The organism is Streptomyces sp. M2CJ-2, assembly GCF_016757295.1.
GTDB lineage: Bacteria > Actinomycetota > Actinomycetes > Streptomycetales > Streptomycetaceae > Streptomyces.
Window position 1 is genome coordinate 80,045 of the sequence record NZ_JAESIF010000026.1, and the last position, 14,096, is coordinate 94,140.

The following is a 14,096-nucleotide window of genomic DNA, read 5'->3' on the forward strand; positions in this document are numbered from 1 at the left end:
CACAAGAGGTCCGGTGTCGGGTCTCCGGGTGAATAACCGGAGTTTCGCATTCCGGAAGTGGAGCCCCGACCCGTGCGGAGCGTCAGCGGCGGACCACGTGCAGGTCGGCCTCGATCCGGGCCACGGTCGCCAGGAGGGCGGGCAGCAGGTCGCGGCGTACCGAGTCGACGGAGTTGCGGCTCGCGTGCACGGGGATGTTGACGGCGGCGACGACGGTGCCGTCCCCGTCGCGGACCGGGGCGGCCACGGTGCGCAGGCCCACCTCGAGCTCCTGGTCCATGATGGCGTACCCCTGCTTGCGGACCCGCTGGAGTTCGGCGCGCAGCTGCGGCGGGGAGACGATGGTGCGGGGGGTCAGCGGGCGCAGTTCGCACCTGGCGAGGTGCCGGTCGAGCTGCTCGTCCGGGAGGTGGGCGAGCAACACCCGTCCGACCGAGGTGACATGGGCGGGGAACCGGGTGCCGACGGTGATGGTGGCGGTCATGATGCGCGTGGTGGGCACGCGGCTGACATAGACGATGTCGTCGCCGTCGAGCACGCAGAGGGAGGAGGACTCGCGGACCTCGGCGACCAGTTCCTCGAGGTGGGGCTCGGCGATGTCGGGCAGTGAGGAGCCGGCGAGATACGCGTAGCCGAGTTCCAGGACGCGCGGGGTGAGGCGGAACAGCCTCCCGTCGGTGGTGACGTAGCCGAGGTCGGCGAGGGTGAGCAGGAAACGCCGGGCGGCCGCGCGGGTCAGGTCGCAGATGCGGGCGACGTCGCTGAGGGTCAGTTCGCGACGCTCGCCGTCGAAGGCGCGGATGACGGCGAGTCCGCGCTCCAGGGACTGTACGAAATGGGCTTCCCGTTCCTGACCACCCATCGGCGACCTCCCCCGTTTGCATGTCGAACATCGGTGCGGTGGCAGAACGGTATGGCGGCGGCCGATGGCCGTCAACCGGAGCCGGACGGCGGTGCCGACGGGTTGTGCCGGTCGGTGATCGTCCATTTCAGGGGCGGTTCAAGGTTGTTGAAAGTTGACCATGTCAAGGGGTTGACCGGCCATGGGGTGAACCGTAGGTTCCCGGCAAGAACTTTCGTTCGGTCCGCGCACACACGTCTGCGCACACATTGAGAAGTGCATCTTTTGGGGAGGCCTTGTGCGTCGTCTGTCAGCCGGAGTCGCTGCCGTCGCTCTGCTCACGCTCACCGCGACCGCTTGTGGTTCGTCCGAATCCGGGTCCTCCGGCAAGTCGTCCGACGGCACCACCGCCGTGAAGGTCGGCGTGATCCCCATCGTCGACGTGGCCCCGATCTACCTCGGTGAGAAGCAGGGCTTCTACAAGAAGCACGGACTCGACCTCACGCTGGAGTCCGGCCAGGGCGGCGCCGCGATCGTGCCGGGCGTGGCCAGCGGCCAGTTCCAGTTCGGGTTCAGCAACACCACCTCGCTCCTGGTCGCCCAGAGCCAGAACGTACCGGTGCGGGCGGTCGCCAACGGCGTCGCCTCGACCGGGAAGGAGAACGCCGACGTCGGCGGCGTCGTCGTCAAGGGCGACAGCCCGATCAAGTCGGCGAAGGACCTGGCCGGCAAGAAGGTCGCGGTCAACACGCTGAAGAACATCGGCGACACCTCCGTACGGGAATCCGTGCGCAAGGACGGCGGCGACCCCGAGAAGGTCCAGTTCGTGGAGCTCGCCTTCGACCAGATGCCCGCCGCGCTGCAGGCCGGACAGGTCGACGCCGCCTGGGTCGTCGAGCCCTCCCTCGCCGTTGTCAAGGGCCAGGGCGGCCGGGTCGTCGCCTCCAACTTCGTCGACGTCTCGCCCGACCTCACCATCGCCCTCTACTTCACCTCCGACAAGCTGGCCCAGCAGGACCCGGAGCTGGTGAAGAAGTTCGCCGCCGCCACCCGCGAATCCCTCACCTACGCCAACAACCACCCCGACGAGGTCCGCGAGATCCTCTCCACCTACACCAAGATCCCCCAGAAGACGCTGGACGCCATGACGCTCCCCAGCTGGCCCGAGGAGCCGAACCGCGCCTCCATCGAGCGGCTGGGCGAACTCGGCCAGAAGGACGGCCTGTTCGAGAAGGCCCCCGACCTGGACAAGCTGCTGCCGTGACACAGGAAACCGTGACACGGACAGCCGTGAAGACCGACACCCCGGGCGCCCGCCGCCCGGGGCCGGGCAACGCCCTGCTGGGCCTCGCCGGCCTCGGCGGCTTCCTCGCGCTGGTCGAGGCGGCGCCCCGGCTCGGTCTGGTCTCCCCCGACTACCTGCCACCCACCAGCACGATCGCCGCCGCCCTCGCGGAGGAGGTCTCCGACGTCGCCTTCTGGACGGCGCTCGGCGACACCCTCACCGGCTGGGCGCTCGGACTGCTCATCGCCACCGTCGCGGGCATCGCCGCCGGCGTGCTGATCACCGTGGTCCCGTATCTGCGCGAGGCGACGGCCAGCACCGTCGAATTCCTCCGGCCGATCCCCTCGGTGGCGCTGATCCCCCTCGCCGTGCTGCTCTTCGGCACCGATCTGCGCTCCACGCTGCTGCTGGTCGTCTACGCCGCCTTCTGGCAGGTCCTCGTCCAGGTCCTCTACGGAGTCCAGGACCTGGACCCCGTCGCGGAGGAGACCGCCCGCTCCTACGGCCTGGGGACCTGGGCCCGGATCCGCCACGTGCTGTGGCCGACCGCCCTGCCGTACGTCATGACCGGCGTCCGGCTCGCGGCGGCCGTCGCCCTCGTGCTCGCGATCACCGCCGAACTCATCATCGGCACGCCCGGCCTGGGCTCCCGCATCGCCGTCGCGCAGACCTCCCACGCCGTCCCCGACATGTACGCGCTGGTCGCCGTCACCGGACTGATCGGCGTCCTGATCAACCTGGGCGCACGTGCCGTCGAGCGCCGCTCGCTGGCCTGGCACCAGTCCGTCCGGGGCGAGGTGACCCCATGAAACGCCTGACCCCGCGCACCGCGGCCCTGCGGCTGCTGCTCGCCGTCGGCCTGCCCGTCCTCCTCGCGACCGCCTGGTGGTTCGCCTCCGCCGGCAGCACCGACGTCTACTGGCCGCCGCTGAGCACCATCCTGGAGACCGGGCGCGAGGTGTGGACCGCCGAGCGCATCGCCGCCGACGTGGTGCCCAGCGTCACCCGGCTGCTCCTCGGCTACGCCGGCGCGGCCGTCCTCGGCGTGGCGCTCGGCATCGTCATCGGCTCCTTCCCGCGCGTGCGGGCCACCACCGAACCGGTGCTGGAGTTCCTGCGCGCCGTGCCGCCGCCCGTCCTGGTGCCCGTCATCATGCTCTTCGCCGGGATCGGCGACACCATGAAGATCGTCGTCATCGTCTCCGGATGCGTCTGGCCGGTGCTGCTCAACACCGTCGAGGGCGTACGGGCCATCGACAGCGTGCTGGCCGACACCGCCCGGTCCTACGGCATCGAGGGCCGCGCGCGCCTCGGCCACCTGGTCCTGCGCTCCGCCAGCCCGCAGATCTTCGCGGGCCTGCGGCAGGCGCTGTCGATCGGCGTCATCCTGATGGTCATCAGCGAGATGTTCGCGGCCAGCAACGGACTCGGCTTCGCCGTCGTCCAGTTCCAGCGCAGCTTCGCCATCCCGGACATGTGGAGCGGCATCCTGCTGCTCGGACTGCTCGGCGTGCTGCTCGCCCTGGTGTTCCAGACGGTCGAACGCCGGGCCCTGGCCTGGTACCACGGCCTGCGCCGGTCCCGGAGGGCGTCATGAGCAAGGAAAGCGGCGTGAACGCCGGAAAGGGACAGCACATGCTCGACGTAAGAGGCCTGCGGAAGGTCTACGAGGGACACGGCCGGCACGTCGAGGCGGTGCGCGACCTCACCTTCTCCCTCGACGCCGGCGAACTGGTCTGTCTCGTCGGCCCGTCCGGCTGCGGCAAGACGACGCTCCTGAAGTGCATCGCCGGCCTGCTCGAACCCACCTCCGGGGAAGTCCTGCTGCAGGGAAACCGGATCACCGGCCCGCCGCCCGGCATGGCCGTCGTGTTCCAGGAGTACGGCCGCAGCCTCTTCCCGTGGCTGCGGGTGCGCGACAACGTCGAGCTGCCGCTGCGCCAGAAGAAGCACCTGACGAAGGCCCGCCGCCGCGAGCTGGTCGAGCACGCCCTGCACGCCGTCGGTCTCGGCGACGCCGCGGGCGCGTACCCCTGGCAGCTCTCCGGCGGCATGCAGCAGCGCGTCGCCATCGCGCGAGCCGTCGCCTACGAGCCCGAAGTGCTGCTGATGGACGAGCCGTTCGCGGCCGTCGACGCCCAGACCCGCGCCGACCTCGAGGACCTGATCCGGCGGTTGTGGCAGGAGCTCGGGGTGACCGTCCTCTTCGTCACCCACGACATCGACGAGGCCGTCTACCTGGGCGAGCGGGTCGTCATCCTGTCCTCGTCCCCGACGGTGGTCCAGGAACAGCTGACGATCGACCTCCCGGCCGAACGCGACCAGCTGCACACCCGGGCCGACCCGCGCTTCACGGAACTCCGCACCCGGGTCTACGAGCAGATCCAGTCGGCGAAACGGGCGACGGGCGCCGTGCCGCCCCAGAAGAGGGACCCTCAGAAGACGGACACGGACACCGCACCGTCCGCCCCGGCACCGTGACGAGGTCCTGACGTGCGCCGCATCCTGCTCACCCTCGGCGCGGCGGCGGCCCTGACCGGCTGCTCGGTCTTCGGCCGGGACGGCGCGTGCACCCGGGCGGACATGGACTCGGAGGTCGCCGTGGTGTGGCGGCCTGCCGACTTCGGCGGCACGGACGCGGCGGTGATCCGCGTGTGCGTGGACGACAGGTGCGAGGAGCAGAGGTCCGGCGACGCGGACGACCCGATCGCAGGAGTGTCGGTCCGGCTTCCGGACGACATCGGCGCCGTCACCGTCCCGGTGCGGCTGAAGGTGACGGCGGCGCGGGACGACCGGGTCGTCGTGGACGACAGCCGCCGCGCACGGCTGACGGAGCAGCGCCCCAACGGCACGTCCTGTTCGCCCGTGGCGTGGACGGCGACCTTCCGCGCCGACCCCGCCGAGGGGCTCACCTCACCCGAGGGCCTGTCCCTGCAGTGAGGTGACCGAGCCCTGATGCGGGCGAGCCGGTCGTGCCCTCGTCCCTTCCTCCGGGGGTGAGGTCGGCCCGGCCTGTCGGAGACCGGGCCGACCCCGGGAGAAAGGAAATCCGATGCCCGCCCGCACCGGGATCACCCGCGTCGGCCTCGCCGCCGAAACGGCCGCCCAGTGCTCTGACCGGGGAGGTTCACCGGGTTGGTGGTCGCGTCCGGGGGCCGGAGCGGGTCGGATGCGGGCGTTCGATCGAAACGCCCGCATCGGTCGTGCTGGCATTTCCGAGCGGGCCTCGTGTCACTTGCGCCAGAACAGGTGGTGTGTCACGCCGCTCGGGCTGGGCACGACCTCGAGGTGGAAGCGGTCCAGCAGCTCATCAGGTGACGCCCAGAGCCGTGCCCCGGAACCGAGCTTCACCGACGAGACCGCCACATGCAGGGTGTCGACGAGGCCGGCGTCGAGGAACTGCCGGATGGTGGCAACCCCGCCGCCGAGTCGGACGTCCTTGCCCTGCGCCGCCTCCCGCGCCTGCTCGAGGACCGTGGCCGGGTCGCCGTCGACGAAGTGGAACGTGGTGTCGGAGAGCGTGAACGACGGACGCTTGTGGTGGGTCATGACGAACACCGGGGTGTGGAACGGGGGCTCGTCCCCCCACCAGCCCTGCCACTCGTGGTCCTGCCAGGGCCCGCGCTGGGGCCCGAACTTGTTGCGGCCCATGATCTCGGCGCCGATGTTGTGGGCGAAGTCCCGCGTGAAGTAGTCGTCGAGACCGCGGCTGCCCCCCGGGTCGGTGCGCCCGGGCCAGCTCGCCGTGGCGCCGGCCCAGGCGAACATGTCCCCGGGATCGGCGTGGCCGAACGGCCTCTCCAGGCTCTGGTCCTCACCGGCACCGTATCCGTCACTTGAGACGGTGAAGTTCTGGACTTTCAGAAGCTGAGCCACGTGTTTCTCCTGTGTTGTCGACAACGGTGGTGAGACTCTCCAGGCCGGAAAAGCTCATCGCTGCGTCCGTGACCGGCCAGAAATCGGACTACCTACTGCCCTGACCTGGGAGGTTCGCCTGGTTGGTCAGGCTGCGGGTGTGAAGGGCCTCCGCTGGGGCGGCAAATTACTACCTACATGTATCTGCAGGGGCTGGGGACACGCGGAAGCCCCCGCCGGGGAGCCGATGTCGACCGGCACGTACGCCGTCGACTGCCAGGAGATCGCCGACGACATCGCGCAGGCCCGCGCCGAGGACGAGCGCGAGCGGCGGGAGGCGCTCGACCCGTCCGCGACCTCTGCGAACCCGAGGCTGGTCATCACGTACCGAGCGGTGCCGGAGGAGTGCGTGGACGAACACGTCCTGGAGATGGACCGGGCCCAAGCGGATCTGTACCGGTCCTGGGAGCACCTCAGCCGTATCGCCCCGGGCCGACCGGGCCCGCCGCCACGACATTCTCCCGCCCGTACCCGCTGCGTAGTTGCGGGTACGGGCGTGTGCCGAGGCCGCTGTTCGGCCGTGCGGATTCGAACCCTCATGCAAACACGCCCTGTTGGCCTGACCGAGCGTCGCCGGCCAAGTCCTGGGGTGCGCCGACTAATGCGTCGCGGGCGTCCGGTGCCGCGACCTATGGTGATCGGATGCTGACGTTCACCGATGTGATCCTCGACTGCCCCGACCCCTGGAAGCTGGCCGAGTTCTACGCCGAGCTGCTGAGCTGGGAGATCAACACCGACACCAGCACCAAGGACTGGGTCAACCTGCGCAACGACGGCGTCGAGCTGTCGTTCCAGCGGGTGGAGAACTACCAGCGGCCCAGCTGGCCGGGCCAGGAGCATCCGCAGCAGTTCCACCTCGACTTCGAGGTGGACGAGTTCGAGCCCGAGCAGCGCAGGGTGATCGAGCTGGGTGCCACCTTCCAGAAGAGCTTCGTCGGCGAGTCCGGCTACGGCTGGCAGGTCTACACCGACCCGGCCGGGCATCCGTTCTGCCTGTGCCGCAACCGTCCCCGGTCCTGACCGCACGCGAGGAGAAACCGCCCGGGCTCCGAACGGAGCCGGGCAGTCGGGCGGTTGGAGATGTCGACCGTGCTGCTGGTCGGCTCGGCGTAGGTGGGGCCTGATGCGGATGGCGTTCCGTCGGATGGTGTGGGAGGTCCTTGTGGTCCCGGGGCCGTGGGGGCGGAGGCGGGTGCCTTGTGGAAAACCGTGAGCAGTCGGCGGGCATGTGTCACTCAAGCGCTCAAACGAGCGGCATCGGGACGGTAGCGGCCGAAGTGCTCACGCCTTCGGCACGGTGTGCCCTCCCCGGGGCGTGGGCGCATGCCCGGCATCACACACGTCGAGGCCGCCGTCCTGCCGGGCGGTCAACGGATCGACGAGCAGCCGACCTCGGCCCACACCACTTTGCCGGGGGCGGTGTGGCGGGGCACGACGCCCCAGCGGCTCGCGAGGGCGTCGATCAGGAGCAGTCCCCGGCCGGACTCCTCCTCGGACGGGCCGGCCGCCGGATCGAGGTGCGGCTTCCGCTCCGCGCGGGTGTCCGACACCTCCACCGTGACGGTGCCGGGCACGCACGACAGCCGGAGGTGGAAATCCCGGCCGGGGACCCGGCCGTGGGCGACGGCATTCGTGGTCAGCTCCGCCGTGATGAGGGTGACGGTCTCGTTCACGGGGGTGCCGTACGGGTGCCCCCACTCGTGGAGCCGGTGTGACACGAGGTGGCGGGCCAGACGGGCGCCGCGCGGGGTGGAGGTGAACTGCATGGCGAACTCTTCGGCACGCGCGGGTACCTGCGTCTCGGCGCGCCGAGTGGGCGCGGCGGGGTGGATGTCCATGGGCCCACGGTCCCGCCCGCCGCGCGCCGGTGAACAGGTACGACGCGCCTACGGTGGGGAGCCGTATGCGACGGGGCGGCCGGTGTGGGCGGCGAGCGGCAGCCTCAGACTCACCGCGAGGCCGTCCATCAGGTGGGCCCAGCCGACCGACTCACCGGAACACGCGTACTCGACCTCGCCGGAGCTCCGCGGCCTGGTGAGGGCCGCCGCGAACGGGGCACGGTTACGCAGGGCTTTGATGAACATCCGGAGGAGTTGAGCCCGGTGAGCAGGGTGAACGGAGCCAGCGGGATCTCCTGGCGGGCGAACGCCTTGAAGTTGGTGAGGGTCAGTAACTCAAGCATGCAGTACCTCGCGGAACAGGTCCTTCATGGACTGGAAGCGGTAGTTGACCTTGTCGGCGTCACCGGTGCCGGAGGAGATCGCGTCGTAGAAGGCCGGGTCGTCCATCAGTTCCTTGAATCTCGACTCCAGCAGCGGCGCCCGGTCGCGCAGGACGTCGAGTTCCGCGGCACGGCACCCCGCCACGGCCACCGCCTGCACCTCGAAGAGCGCTTTGTCGATGGGGTACCGGCGGGTGACCCCGCGGAACTGCTTCCGGAAGGCGTGCTCTCCGAACAGGTCCTTGCAGCCGTCCATCGCGAGCCGGAAGCGCAGTTCCAGCTTGTCCAGCTCCACGGGCCGCAGGGCGTTGACGGTGTGCATCGTGTCGCGCAGGAAACCGTCGAAGTCCTGTGTGACGTACCGCTCGGGCGGCGTCATCCACGGCCTCCTGGCCGAGTGGCGTCGTCCGGCTGTTCGGCGCCGGTCACGTTGCCAGTGGGGTCCGTTACCTTCGGGCCATGTCGATCACCGCACAACTGCGCGACTCGGTGAGGCTGCCGGGTGGAGGCGCGCTGGTCCACGGCTTCGCGCTGGAGAGCCGTGGGGACGGTTCGCGCCGCGCCCTCCTCCGGAACGGGCACGAGCTGGAGGTCCACGACCTCCACGAGGCGTTCGCGGGGGAATGCGCGCCTATGGCCGTCTTCCCCCGCAGAGGGGACGGCATCGTATGAGCGTCCGCCGGCGGATCGTCGTGGGGTGGGCCGTGCTGTGCCTGGCCGGCCTCGCCGCCACCTCCGCCCTCGACGCCGAGCCGTACACGGACAAGCCGGAATCTCCCACCGAGGAGCCGGTACCGACGGGCACGTACGTCGTCGACTGCAAGGCGACCGCCGACGACCTCGAACAAGCCCGCGCCGAGGCGGAGCGGCAGCGGCAGGAAGCGCTCAACCCTTCCGCGACCCCCACCTACCGGGGCGGAGTCACCGCCAAGGATGTCTGGGTATCGGAGGAGTGCGTGGACGAACTCGAAGACCGTGGCCTGAAGACACGCTGAGGAGGGAACTTCCCACGACCGTGCGTCCTGGCGCCCCCTGCGCAAGCCGGACGCAGCACCGACCAGATCACAGACCTGGCCAAAGCCGTCCTCACGCTGCACCTCGCCAGGTTCAGCGTGAGGTGGGAAAAGGCTCACTCGAGGAAAACGAGGCACTGAGCCTTTCCCGACCTCGGTTCGAGCAGGTCATGTGACGGGACGGCCGACCGGAGAGTGCGACGCCGCCTCGCTGAGCTCTGCTGTCGGTGGCGAGTGGTTGACTCACGGGCATGGACGACGAACAGCTTCTGACCGCCGTGGCCGAGATCCTGTGGCCGGATCTCCGTGACCTGGCCTGCCGCGAGCACGGGCATGCGTCAGACCATGTCTGCCTTCCCGTCTCCGCTCGTGCGGACCTGGGCAACCTCGTCGAGACGCTTTCCAGTCGGTACGGCGAGCCATGTGCCGGCGCCGACCGACTGCCGCCACTGCCCCTGTCGGGGCAGGTCGACTGGAGGTATGCCTGGCCGTTCAGTAACCGGTGGGTCGCCTTCGGCCGGACCGGCCAAGGCGAGGATGCCGGCCCCGTCCTGATGATCGCCCTGCGCGGCACGCCGGTCGCGGAGCAGTTGCCCGCGGAGGCCTCCTGGCTGGAACGGCTCGTCGCCGTGACCGGCTGGGTGCCGAGGGCTGCGGGCCAGGTCGACTGGGCGGCGGTCGAGTCCCGCCTGGGAACGCCCCTGCCGAGCGACTACAAGGCGCTCGTCGAGACGTTCGGCGATGGCATGTTCGACGGTTTCCACTGCGTGTTCATGCCGGACGGGCTGATCAAGACCACCGAGTTGATGGCGAGGCTGGGCCAAGCATCTTGGGAGCCGCATCCGCCGTTCCCGGCCTCGGGCGGGCTGGTGCCCTGGATGGGCAACGAGCACGAGCAGTCGTTCTGCTGGATCACCGAGGGCCCCGACCCCGACCGGTGGCCCGTCTACGTCACCGAAGCCGAACCGGAGGCAGGGGATCGGTTCGACTGCACGGCCACGGAGTACCTGTTCCGCCACCTCACCGACCCGCAGCACCCGATCCCGATGCCGGTGGACTTCCGCGCGCACTGGTTCATGGACTGCTCCGGGAGCGTGGAGTCGGACGCGGCGACGGAACAGCGCACGCAGCACCGTGAGGGTGTTCGTGAGCCCAGCAGAACCAGACCCGCCTGAGCCACGCCACGACACCACGGGTTCGAGGTCAGCAACCCTGGATCTTCTCCAACTTCCAGTTGAGGTAGCGGGGTGGGCCTTCGTCCAGTCGAGGCACGAGCGAGTACTGGCGCGAGTACGGCATGGGGGATCCGGACTCCAGGGACTCGGCCATCAGCCTGATCATCTCCCCCAGGCTCTTCCAGCGGACCGCGGTGACCTCGTTGTCCTCGTAGTCGACCTCGATGACGTTGCCGTAGGTGTCGCCGGGCCGGTGGTCGATGAGGAGACTCTCCCCCGTGTTCGTACCGGCGACGGGGAGCCACAGCGGGTCCGCCCACGGATCCAGGATCCAGTGCTCGGGATCCTCATCACGCTGCTCGTGGAACTCTTCGAGCATGTCCTCCATGTGCTCCGGCCCGCCCTTGAGCCCTTCGACGTCGTACGGGACGTAGCCACCCGGCCAGACGGGAGCGTCGTACATGGGGGCGCCGCCGTGGATTCCGAGCCACTGCACGAGATGCGGATGGAGCGGGTACGGGATGGCGTCCCGGAGGGACCGGACGGCCTCTTCGGAGGCAGGCGGGTGCAGCGCGGAGAGAGCACTGGTGCACTGGTGCTCCCGAAGCCAGGTCTCGATACGCCCCCAGGCACGGATGAGGCTGCTCATGACCGTATGCTGCCACGCAGCAGCCGGTGTGCCCATGGGGGAACGGGGTGTGAGTGGTTCACCGACACCTGGTGCGCGACGTTCGTGCGGCGCTTCCCGAGCAAGAGCGGGGCCGGTGCGACAGCACCTCCCACGCCGCGAGGAAGCTCGATCCGGCATGCCGGAGACCGGTGTCGGCCCGGTGAGAGAGGAACCCTGATGATCGCGCGTACCACGATGCCTTCCGGCACCGTGATCACCCGCGTCGGCCTCGCCGCCGGAACGGCCGTCTCGTGAGTGCCCGTCGGCGGATCGTCGTGGGGTGGGCCGTGCTGTGCCTGGCCGGCCTCGCCGCCACCTCTGTTCTCGCCGCCGATTCGTCCAGGGACACGCGGAAGTCCCCCGCCGGGGAGCCGATGTCGACCGGCACGGACGTCGTCGACTGCCAGGAGGTCGCCGACGACATCGCGCAGGCCCGCGCCGAGGCCGAGCGTGAGCGGCGGGAGGTGCTCGACCCGTCCACGACCCCTGCGAACCCGAAGATGGTCATCACGTACCGAGCGGTGCCGGAGGAGTGCGTGGACACACCCAAGGCCCTTGACCTGAAGGATCGTTGAGGGTGATTCCGGTTCCCTGTGGCTGCGCTCGCCCCGGTACCGGCCTCCAGGTCCTTCAGTACTCGTTCTGGTGAACCGTGATCGTTCACCGGTTCCCTCGCGTTCCGCGTTCTACGTTGGCGCTGGGTGAGGCCGACCGGGGGCGTTGTAGGCGTTCCGGTGGCGTTTGTAGGCGGGGTGGGCCGTATCCCTCGGTGGGGCGGGGGAGTTGGGCGGGTCGGCGGTAGGCGGCGGAGGTGAACGGCGATGAGTGGACTGGTGCGGGAGCCTGGAGAGACGACGGCCGAGCAGGGAGAGCCGGGGGCGGCTTCCCCGGAGCCGGGGACGGGCATCCTGCGGGTGTTCGGGCGGCAGATGAAGCTGTGCCGGGTGCGGGCAGGGCTGGAGCGGCCGGAGGTCGGTGCGCGGACGGGATACTCGCCGTCCACCATCGCGGCCTACGAGCAGGGGCGGCGGATTCCTCCGCCGAGGTTCATTGACGCGGTGGATGAACTGCTCGATGCGGGCGGGCTGTTGAAGGAGATGAAGGAGGAGGTCGCTCGGGCGCAGTATCCAGCGTTCTTCCGGGATGCGGCTCGGTTGGAGGCGGAGGCGGTTGAGCTGTGGGTCTACGGAACCCATGCGGTGCCTGGACTGTTGCAGACCGAGGAGTACATGCGGGCTGTGTTCGAGATGTGGCGTCCTTTGCTGGATGAGGAGAGCGTCCAGCAGCGCGTTGCCGCACGGCTGGCCCGGCAGGAAGTCTTCGCCCGCAAGCCTGCACCACTCGTGAGCTTTGTCATCGATGAGTCGGTCCTACGGCGGCCGTTGGGCGGTTGTGCCGTCATGCGTGGACAGATGGAACAACTGCTGCTCGTCGGTGCGTACCGCAACGTAGAGATCCAGGTCATGCCGTTGGACCGAGAGGACAACGCCGGAGTGGACGGACCGTTCACCGTGCTGCACAGAGACGGTGATGATCAGGTGGCTTATCTGGAGGCGCAGGGACGGAGCACAATCGTGTCGGAGCGAACAGAGGTCCGTGGCATCGTGTCGCGTTATGGGATCATCCGAGCGCAAGCTCTCACTCCGCGTGAGTCCTTGGCCTACATCGAGAAGTCGCTGGAGGAACTATGAGCGTCGAAGAGACCGTCCAGCTCGACTGGTTCAAGAGCAGTCACAGCGGCGGAGCTGGTGGTGAGTGCGTGGAGGTGGCCACCTGCCCGCACACCGTGCACGTGCGGGACTCGAAGGACACGAACCGTCCGAGTGTGGCGGTCGGTTCGGAGGCGTGGGCCGCGTTCGTCGGGTTCGCCGCCGACCGGATCGGCTGAGTCGCTGCCTTACCGCTGTGCCCTGTGACTCCGAGGGGAGTCACAGGGCACAGGCATGTCCGGGCGGTCAGGCGTCCAGTCGCGCCTGGAAGTGCGCGTGTGCGGCGCGCATCTCGACCTCCCGGTCCACCTTCCAGAAGAACTTCGTCGGCGAGTCCGGTTACGGTCGGCAGGTCTGTACCGACCCGGCCGGGCATCCGTTCTGCCCGTGCCGCAACCCTCTCCGGCCCTGACCGCACACGACGAGAAACCGCTCGGCTCCGAACGGAGCCGGGTGTCGAGCAGCAGGTTCGGCGACCCCGCACCCGGGTCGGTGCCCAGTGCAGCACCGCGAGACCTGCGACGTGAGGGGAAACCATCGAGGTGCCGGACGCGGTCGCTCCACCGCTGCCGTAGGCGTTGAGCCCGTCGGTCAGGTGCTCAGGGCGGCGGCGAGGAAGATCGGGTAGAGCACGCTCAGCGATCCGGTGGCGAGGCCGAGGGCGCACTGGCCCCGGTTGAGCCCGCGGCCCAGGCCGAGGAGCGCGAAGGTGACGGCGAGGCTGCCGAACAGGAGCGGGATCGCGATACCGATGAAGCCGGCGAACACCGCGGCGAGCAGGGCAGCGCTGCCGAAGATGACTGAGACGGGTCCGTAGAGCGTCGCGGGACTGTCCGCGGATCCGGTGGACATGTCGGGCTCCTCGCCATGGTGTGTCGGCCTGCTCGGCCCACAGGTGTGCGATCCCTGGATCCCCATCTTGGCGCTCCCGGGCCCGCACCTCATGGAGGGGCGTCTCCGTGAGAGCAAGCTCACGCGCAGGCGGGATGCGGCCGAGGTGCGGGCCGCGTCCGTCGGCTCGGGAGGTGGCCGGTGGTCTGCGGCGATCTCACCTGCCCGTATGTCGTTTCCGCCGTAACCGGAGGCGGTGCTCCGAGGCCCGTCGGTGCGTTTCCTGCCAACTTCCTTTCAGGAAAGCGGACTTGACGGTTCCAGGTTCCCCGCTATGGTCTAGACCTACGAACGCCGGTCTGGGCCTGTTCGGGGTCGTGATCTCGGTTCCGATGCCCGCATCCGGCGAGGGCGGCCGAGCTGGTAGAACACCCTT

Annotated in this window: 19 protein-coding genes; 12 read left to right on the plus strand and 7 right to left on the minus strand. The window is 69.5% G+C overall.

The genetic code is table 11. The features are described 5' to 3' along the window. Positions 1 to 82 precede the first annotated feature (82 nt). A complete protein-coding gene (locus tag JL475_RS20600; protein ID WP_202279264.1) occupies positions 83 to 862 on the minus strand; it encodes an IclR family transcriptional regulator C-terminal domain-containing protein in 780 nt (259 codons plus the stop codon). A gap of 277 nt (positions 863 to 1,139) precedes the next feature. Here JL475_RS20600 and JL475_RS20605 point away from each other — a divergent pair, with 277 nt between their 5' ends. The 5 genes from JL475_RS20605 to JL475_RS20625 all read left to right on the plus strand — a co-directional run bounded on the left by JL475_RS20605 (position 1,140) and on the right by JL475_RS20625 (position 5,066). Continuing rightward, the gene (locus JL475_RS20605; RefSeq protein WP_202279265.1) at positions 1,140 to 2,105 is read left to right on the plus strand and encodes an ABC transporter substrate-binding protein; all 966 of its coding nucleotides are present in this window, start codon (positions 1,140 to 1,142) and stop codon (positions 2,103 to 2,105) included. A 74-nt stretch (positions 2,106 to 2,179) separates the two neighbouring features. Continuing rightward, on the plus strand, positions 2,180 to 2,935 hold the full coding sequence (locus tag JL475_RS20610) for an ABC transporter permease (RefSeq protein ID WP_202279286.1): 756 nt from the start codon (positions 2,180 to 2,182) through the stop codon (positions 2,933 to 2,935). Further along, positions 2,932 to 3,723: an ABC transporter permease gene (locus JL475_RS20615; RefSeq protein WP_202279266.1), complete on the plus strand. Its 792-nt coding sequence runs from the start codon at positions 2,932 to 2,934 to the stop codon at positions 3,721 to 3,723. Before JL475_RS20610 ends, JL475_RS20615 begins: the two co-directional genes overlap by 4 nt. 38 nt (positions 3,724 to 3,761) lie before the next feature. Beyond that, on the plus strand, positions 3,762 to 4,607 hold the full coding sequence (locus JL475_RS20620) for an ABC transporter ATP-binding protein (protein ID WP_237407760.1): 846 nt from the start codon (positions 3,762 to 3,764) through the stop codon (positions 4,605 to 4,607). A 12-nt stretch (positions 4,608 to 4,619) separates the two neighbouring features. Then, positions 4,620 to 5,066, plus strand: a complete 447-nt coding sequence (locus JL475_RS20625; RefSeq protein WP_202279267.1) for a lipoprotein — start codon at positions 4,620 to 4,622, stop codon at positions 5,064 to 5,066. A 291-nt stretch (positions 5,067 to 5,357) separates the two neighbouring features. Here JL475_RS20625 and JL475_RS20630 read toward each other — a convergent pair whose 3' ends face one another. Next, on the minus strand, positions 5,358 to 6,002 hold the full coding sequence (locus tag JL475_RS20630) for a dihydrofolate reductase family protein (RefSeq protein ID WP_202279268.1): 645 nt from the start codon (positions 6,000 to 6,002) through the stop codon (positions 5,358 to 5,360). 681 nt (positions 6,003 to 6,683) lie between these two features. Here JL475_RS20630 and JL475_RS20635 point away from each other — a divergent pair. After that, positions 6,684 to 7,061 carry a VOC family protein gene (locus JL475_RS20635; RefSeq protein ID WP_202279269.1) on the plus strand — a complete coding sequence of 126 codons (378 nt, stop codon included), beginning with the start codon at positions 6,684 to 6,686 and terminating at the stop codon, positions 7,059 to 7,061. A 347-nt stretch (positions 7,062 to 7,408) separates the two neighbouring features. Here the strand turns inward: JL475_RS20635 and JL475_RS20640 are convergent, their stop codons facing one another. The 3 genes from JL475_RS20640 to JL475_RS20650 all read right to left on the minus strand — a co-directional run bounded on the left by JL475_RS20640 (position 7,409) and on the right by JL475_RS20650 (position 8,641). Then, positions 7,409 to 7,879, minus strand: a complete 471-nt coding sequence (locus JL475_RS20640; protein ID WP_237407715.1) for an ATP-binding protein — start codon at positions 7,877 to 7,879, stop codon at positions 7,409 to 7,411. Between the two features lie 48 nt (positions 7,880 to 7,927). Continuing rightward, on the minus strand, positions 7,928 to 8,125 hold the full coding sequence (locus JL475_RS20645) for a hypothetical protein (protein ID WP_202279270.1): 198 nt from the start codon (positions 8,123 to 8,125) through the stop codon (positions 7,928 to 7,930). Between the two features lie 90 nt (positions 8,126 to 8,215). Further along, positions 8,216 to 8,641, minus strand: coding sequence for a hypothetical protein (locus JL475_RS20650; RefSeq protein WP_202279271.1), 426 nt, complete (start codon positions 8,639 to 8,641; stop codon positions 8,216 to 8,218). 80 nt (positions 8,642 to 8,721) lie between these two features. On the opposite strand from JL475_RS20650, the gene JL475_RS20655 reads away from it, so the two are divergent. The 3 genes from JL475_RS20655 (at position 8,722) to JL475_RS20665 (ending at position 10,450) form a co-directional block, all read left to right on the plus strand. Next, positions 8,722 to 8,934, plus strand: a complete 213-nt coding sequence (locus JL475_RS20655) for a hypothetical protein (protein ID WP_237407716.1) — start codon at positions 8,722 to 8,724, stop codon at positions 8,932 to 8,934. Continuing rightward, positions 8,931 to 9,257 (plus strand): hypothetical protein, encoded by a 327-nt coding sequence (locus JL475_RS20660; RefSeq protein ID WP_202279272.1) that lies wholly within the window; start codon positions 8,931 to 8,933, stop codon positions 9,255 to 9,257. The genes JL475_RS20655 and JL475_RS20660 overlap by 4 nt, the downstream gene beginning before the upstream one ends. Before the next feature lie 269 nt (positions 9,258 to 9,526). Then, positions 9,527 to 10,450, plus strand: a complete 924-nt coding sequence (locus JL475_RS20665; protein WP_202279273.1) for an SMI1/KNR4 family protein — start codon at positions 9,527 to 9,529, stop codon at positions 10,448 to 10,450. Between the two features lie 28 nt (positions 10,451 to 10,478). On the opposite strand, the gene JL475_RS20670 is transcribed toward JL475_RS20665, so the two are convergent. Further along, a complete protein-coding gene (locus JL475_RS20670) occupies positions 10,479 to 11,099 on the minus strand; it encodes an SMI1/KNR4 family protein (RefSeq protein WP_202279274.1) in 621 nt (206 codons plus the stop codon). A 272-nt stretch (positions 11,100 to 11,371) separates the two neighbouring features. Here JL475_RS20670 and JL475_RS20675 point away from each other — a divergent pair, with 272 nt between their 5' ends. The 3 genes from JL475_RS20675 to JL475_RS20685 all read left to right on the plus strand — a co-directional run bounded on the left by JL475_RS20675 (position 11,372) and on the right by JL475_RS20685 (position 13,008). Next, a complete protein-coding gene (locus JL475_RS20675) occupies positions 11,372 to 11,695 on the plus strand; it encodes a hypothetical protein (protein WP_202279275.1) in 324 nt (107 codons plus the stop codon). Between the two features lie 246 nt (positions 11,696 to 11,941). Further along, positions 11,942 to 12,811 (plus strand): helix-turn-helix transcriptional regulator, encoded by an 870-nt coding sequence (locus JL475_RS20680; RefSeq protein ID WP_202279276.1) that lies wholly within the window; start codon positions 11,942 to 11,944, stop codon positions 12,809 to 12,811. After that, positions 12,808 to 13,008 carry a DUF397 domain-containing protein gene (locus JL475_RS20685; protein WP_202279277.1) on the plus strand — a complete coding sequence of 67 codons (201 nt, stop codon included), beginning with the start codon at positions 12,808 to 12,810 and terminating at the stop codon, positions 13,006 to 13,008. The genes JL475_RS20680 and JL475_RS20685 overlap by 4 nt, the downstream gene beginning before the upstream one ends. A gap of 412 nt (positions 13,009 to 13,420) precedes the next feature. On the opposite strand, the gene JL475_RS20690 is transcribed toward JL475_RS20685, so the two are convergent. Next, complete coding sequence (locus tag JL475_RS20690) at positions 13,421 to 13,681, minus strand: hypothetical protein (protein ID WP_202279278.1); 261 nt, start codon at positions 13,679 to 13,681, stop codon at positions 13,421 to 13,423. Positions 13,682 to 14,096 lie beyond the last annotated feature (415 nt).

Coding starts and splice junctions, on each gene's coding strand:
- JL475_RS20600 (WP_202279264.1), bottom strand. CDS start 862: ATGGGTGGTCAGGAACGGGAAGCCCATTTCGTACAGTCCCTGGAGCGC.
- JL475_RS20655 (WP_237407716.1), top strand. CDS start 8,722: ATGTCGATCACCGCACAACTGCGCGACTCGGTGAGGCTGCCGGGTGGA.
- JL475_RS20690 (WP_202279278.1), bottom strand. CDS start 13,681: ATGTCCACCGGATCCGCGGACAGTCCCGCGACGCTCTACGGACCCGTC.
- JL475_RS20620 (WP_237407760.1), top strand. CDS start 3,762: ATGCTCGACGTAAGAGGCCTGCGGAAGGTCTACGAGGGACACGGCCGG.
- JL475_RS20645 (WP_202279270.1), bottom strand. CDS start 8,125: ATGTTCATCAAAGCCCTGCGTAACCGTGCCCCGTTCGCGGCGGCCCTC.
- JL475_RS20670 (WP_202279274.1), bottom strand. CDS start 11,099: ATGAGCAGCCTCATCCGTGCCTGGGGGCGTATCGAGACCTGGCTTCGG.
- JL475_RS20650 (WP_202279271.1), bottom strand. CDS start 8,641: ATGACGCCGCCCGAGCGGTACGTCACACAGGACTTCGACGGTTTCCTG.
- JL475_RS20665 (WP_202279273.1), top strand. CDS start 9,527: ATGGACGACGAACAGCTTCTGACCGCCGTGGCCGAGATCCTGTGGCCG.
- JL475_RS20685 (WP_202279277.1), top strand. CDS start 12,808: ATGAGCGTCGAAGAGACCGTCCAGCTCGACTGGTTCAAGAGCAGTCAC.
- JL475_RS20680 (WP_202279276.1), top strand. CDS start 11,942: ATGAGTGGACTGGTGCGGGAGCCTGGAGAGACGACGGCCGAGCAGGGA.
- JL475_RS20615 (WP_202279266.1), top strand. CDS start 2,932: ATGAAACGCCTGACCCCGCGCACCGCGGCCCTGCGGCTGCTGCTCGCC.
- JL475_RS20635 (WP_202279269.1), top strand. CDS start 6,684: ATGCTGACGTTCACCGATGTGATCCTCGACTGCCCCGACCCCTGGAAG.
- JL475_RS20640 (WP_237407715.1), bottom strand. CDS start 7,879: ATGGACATCCACCCCGCCGCGCCCACTCGGCGCGCCGAGACGCAGGTA.
- JL475_RS20660 (WP_202279272.1), top strand. CDS start 8,931: ATGAGCGTCCGCCGGCGGATCGTCGTGGGGTGGGCCGTGCTGTGCCTG.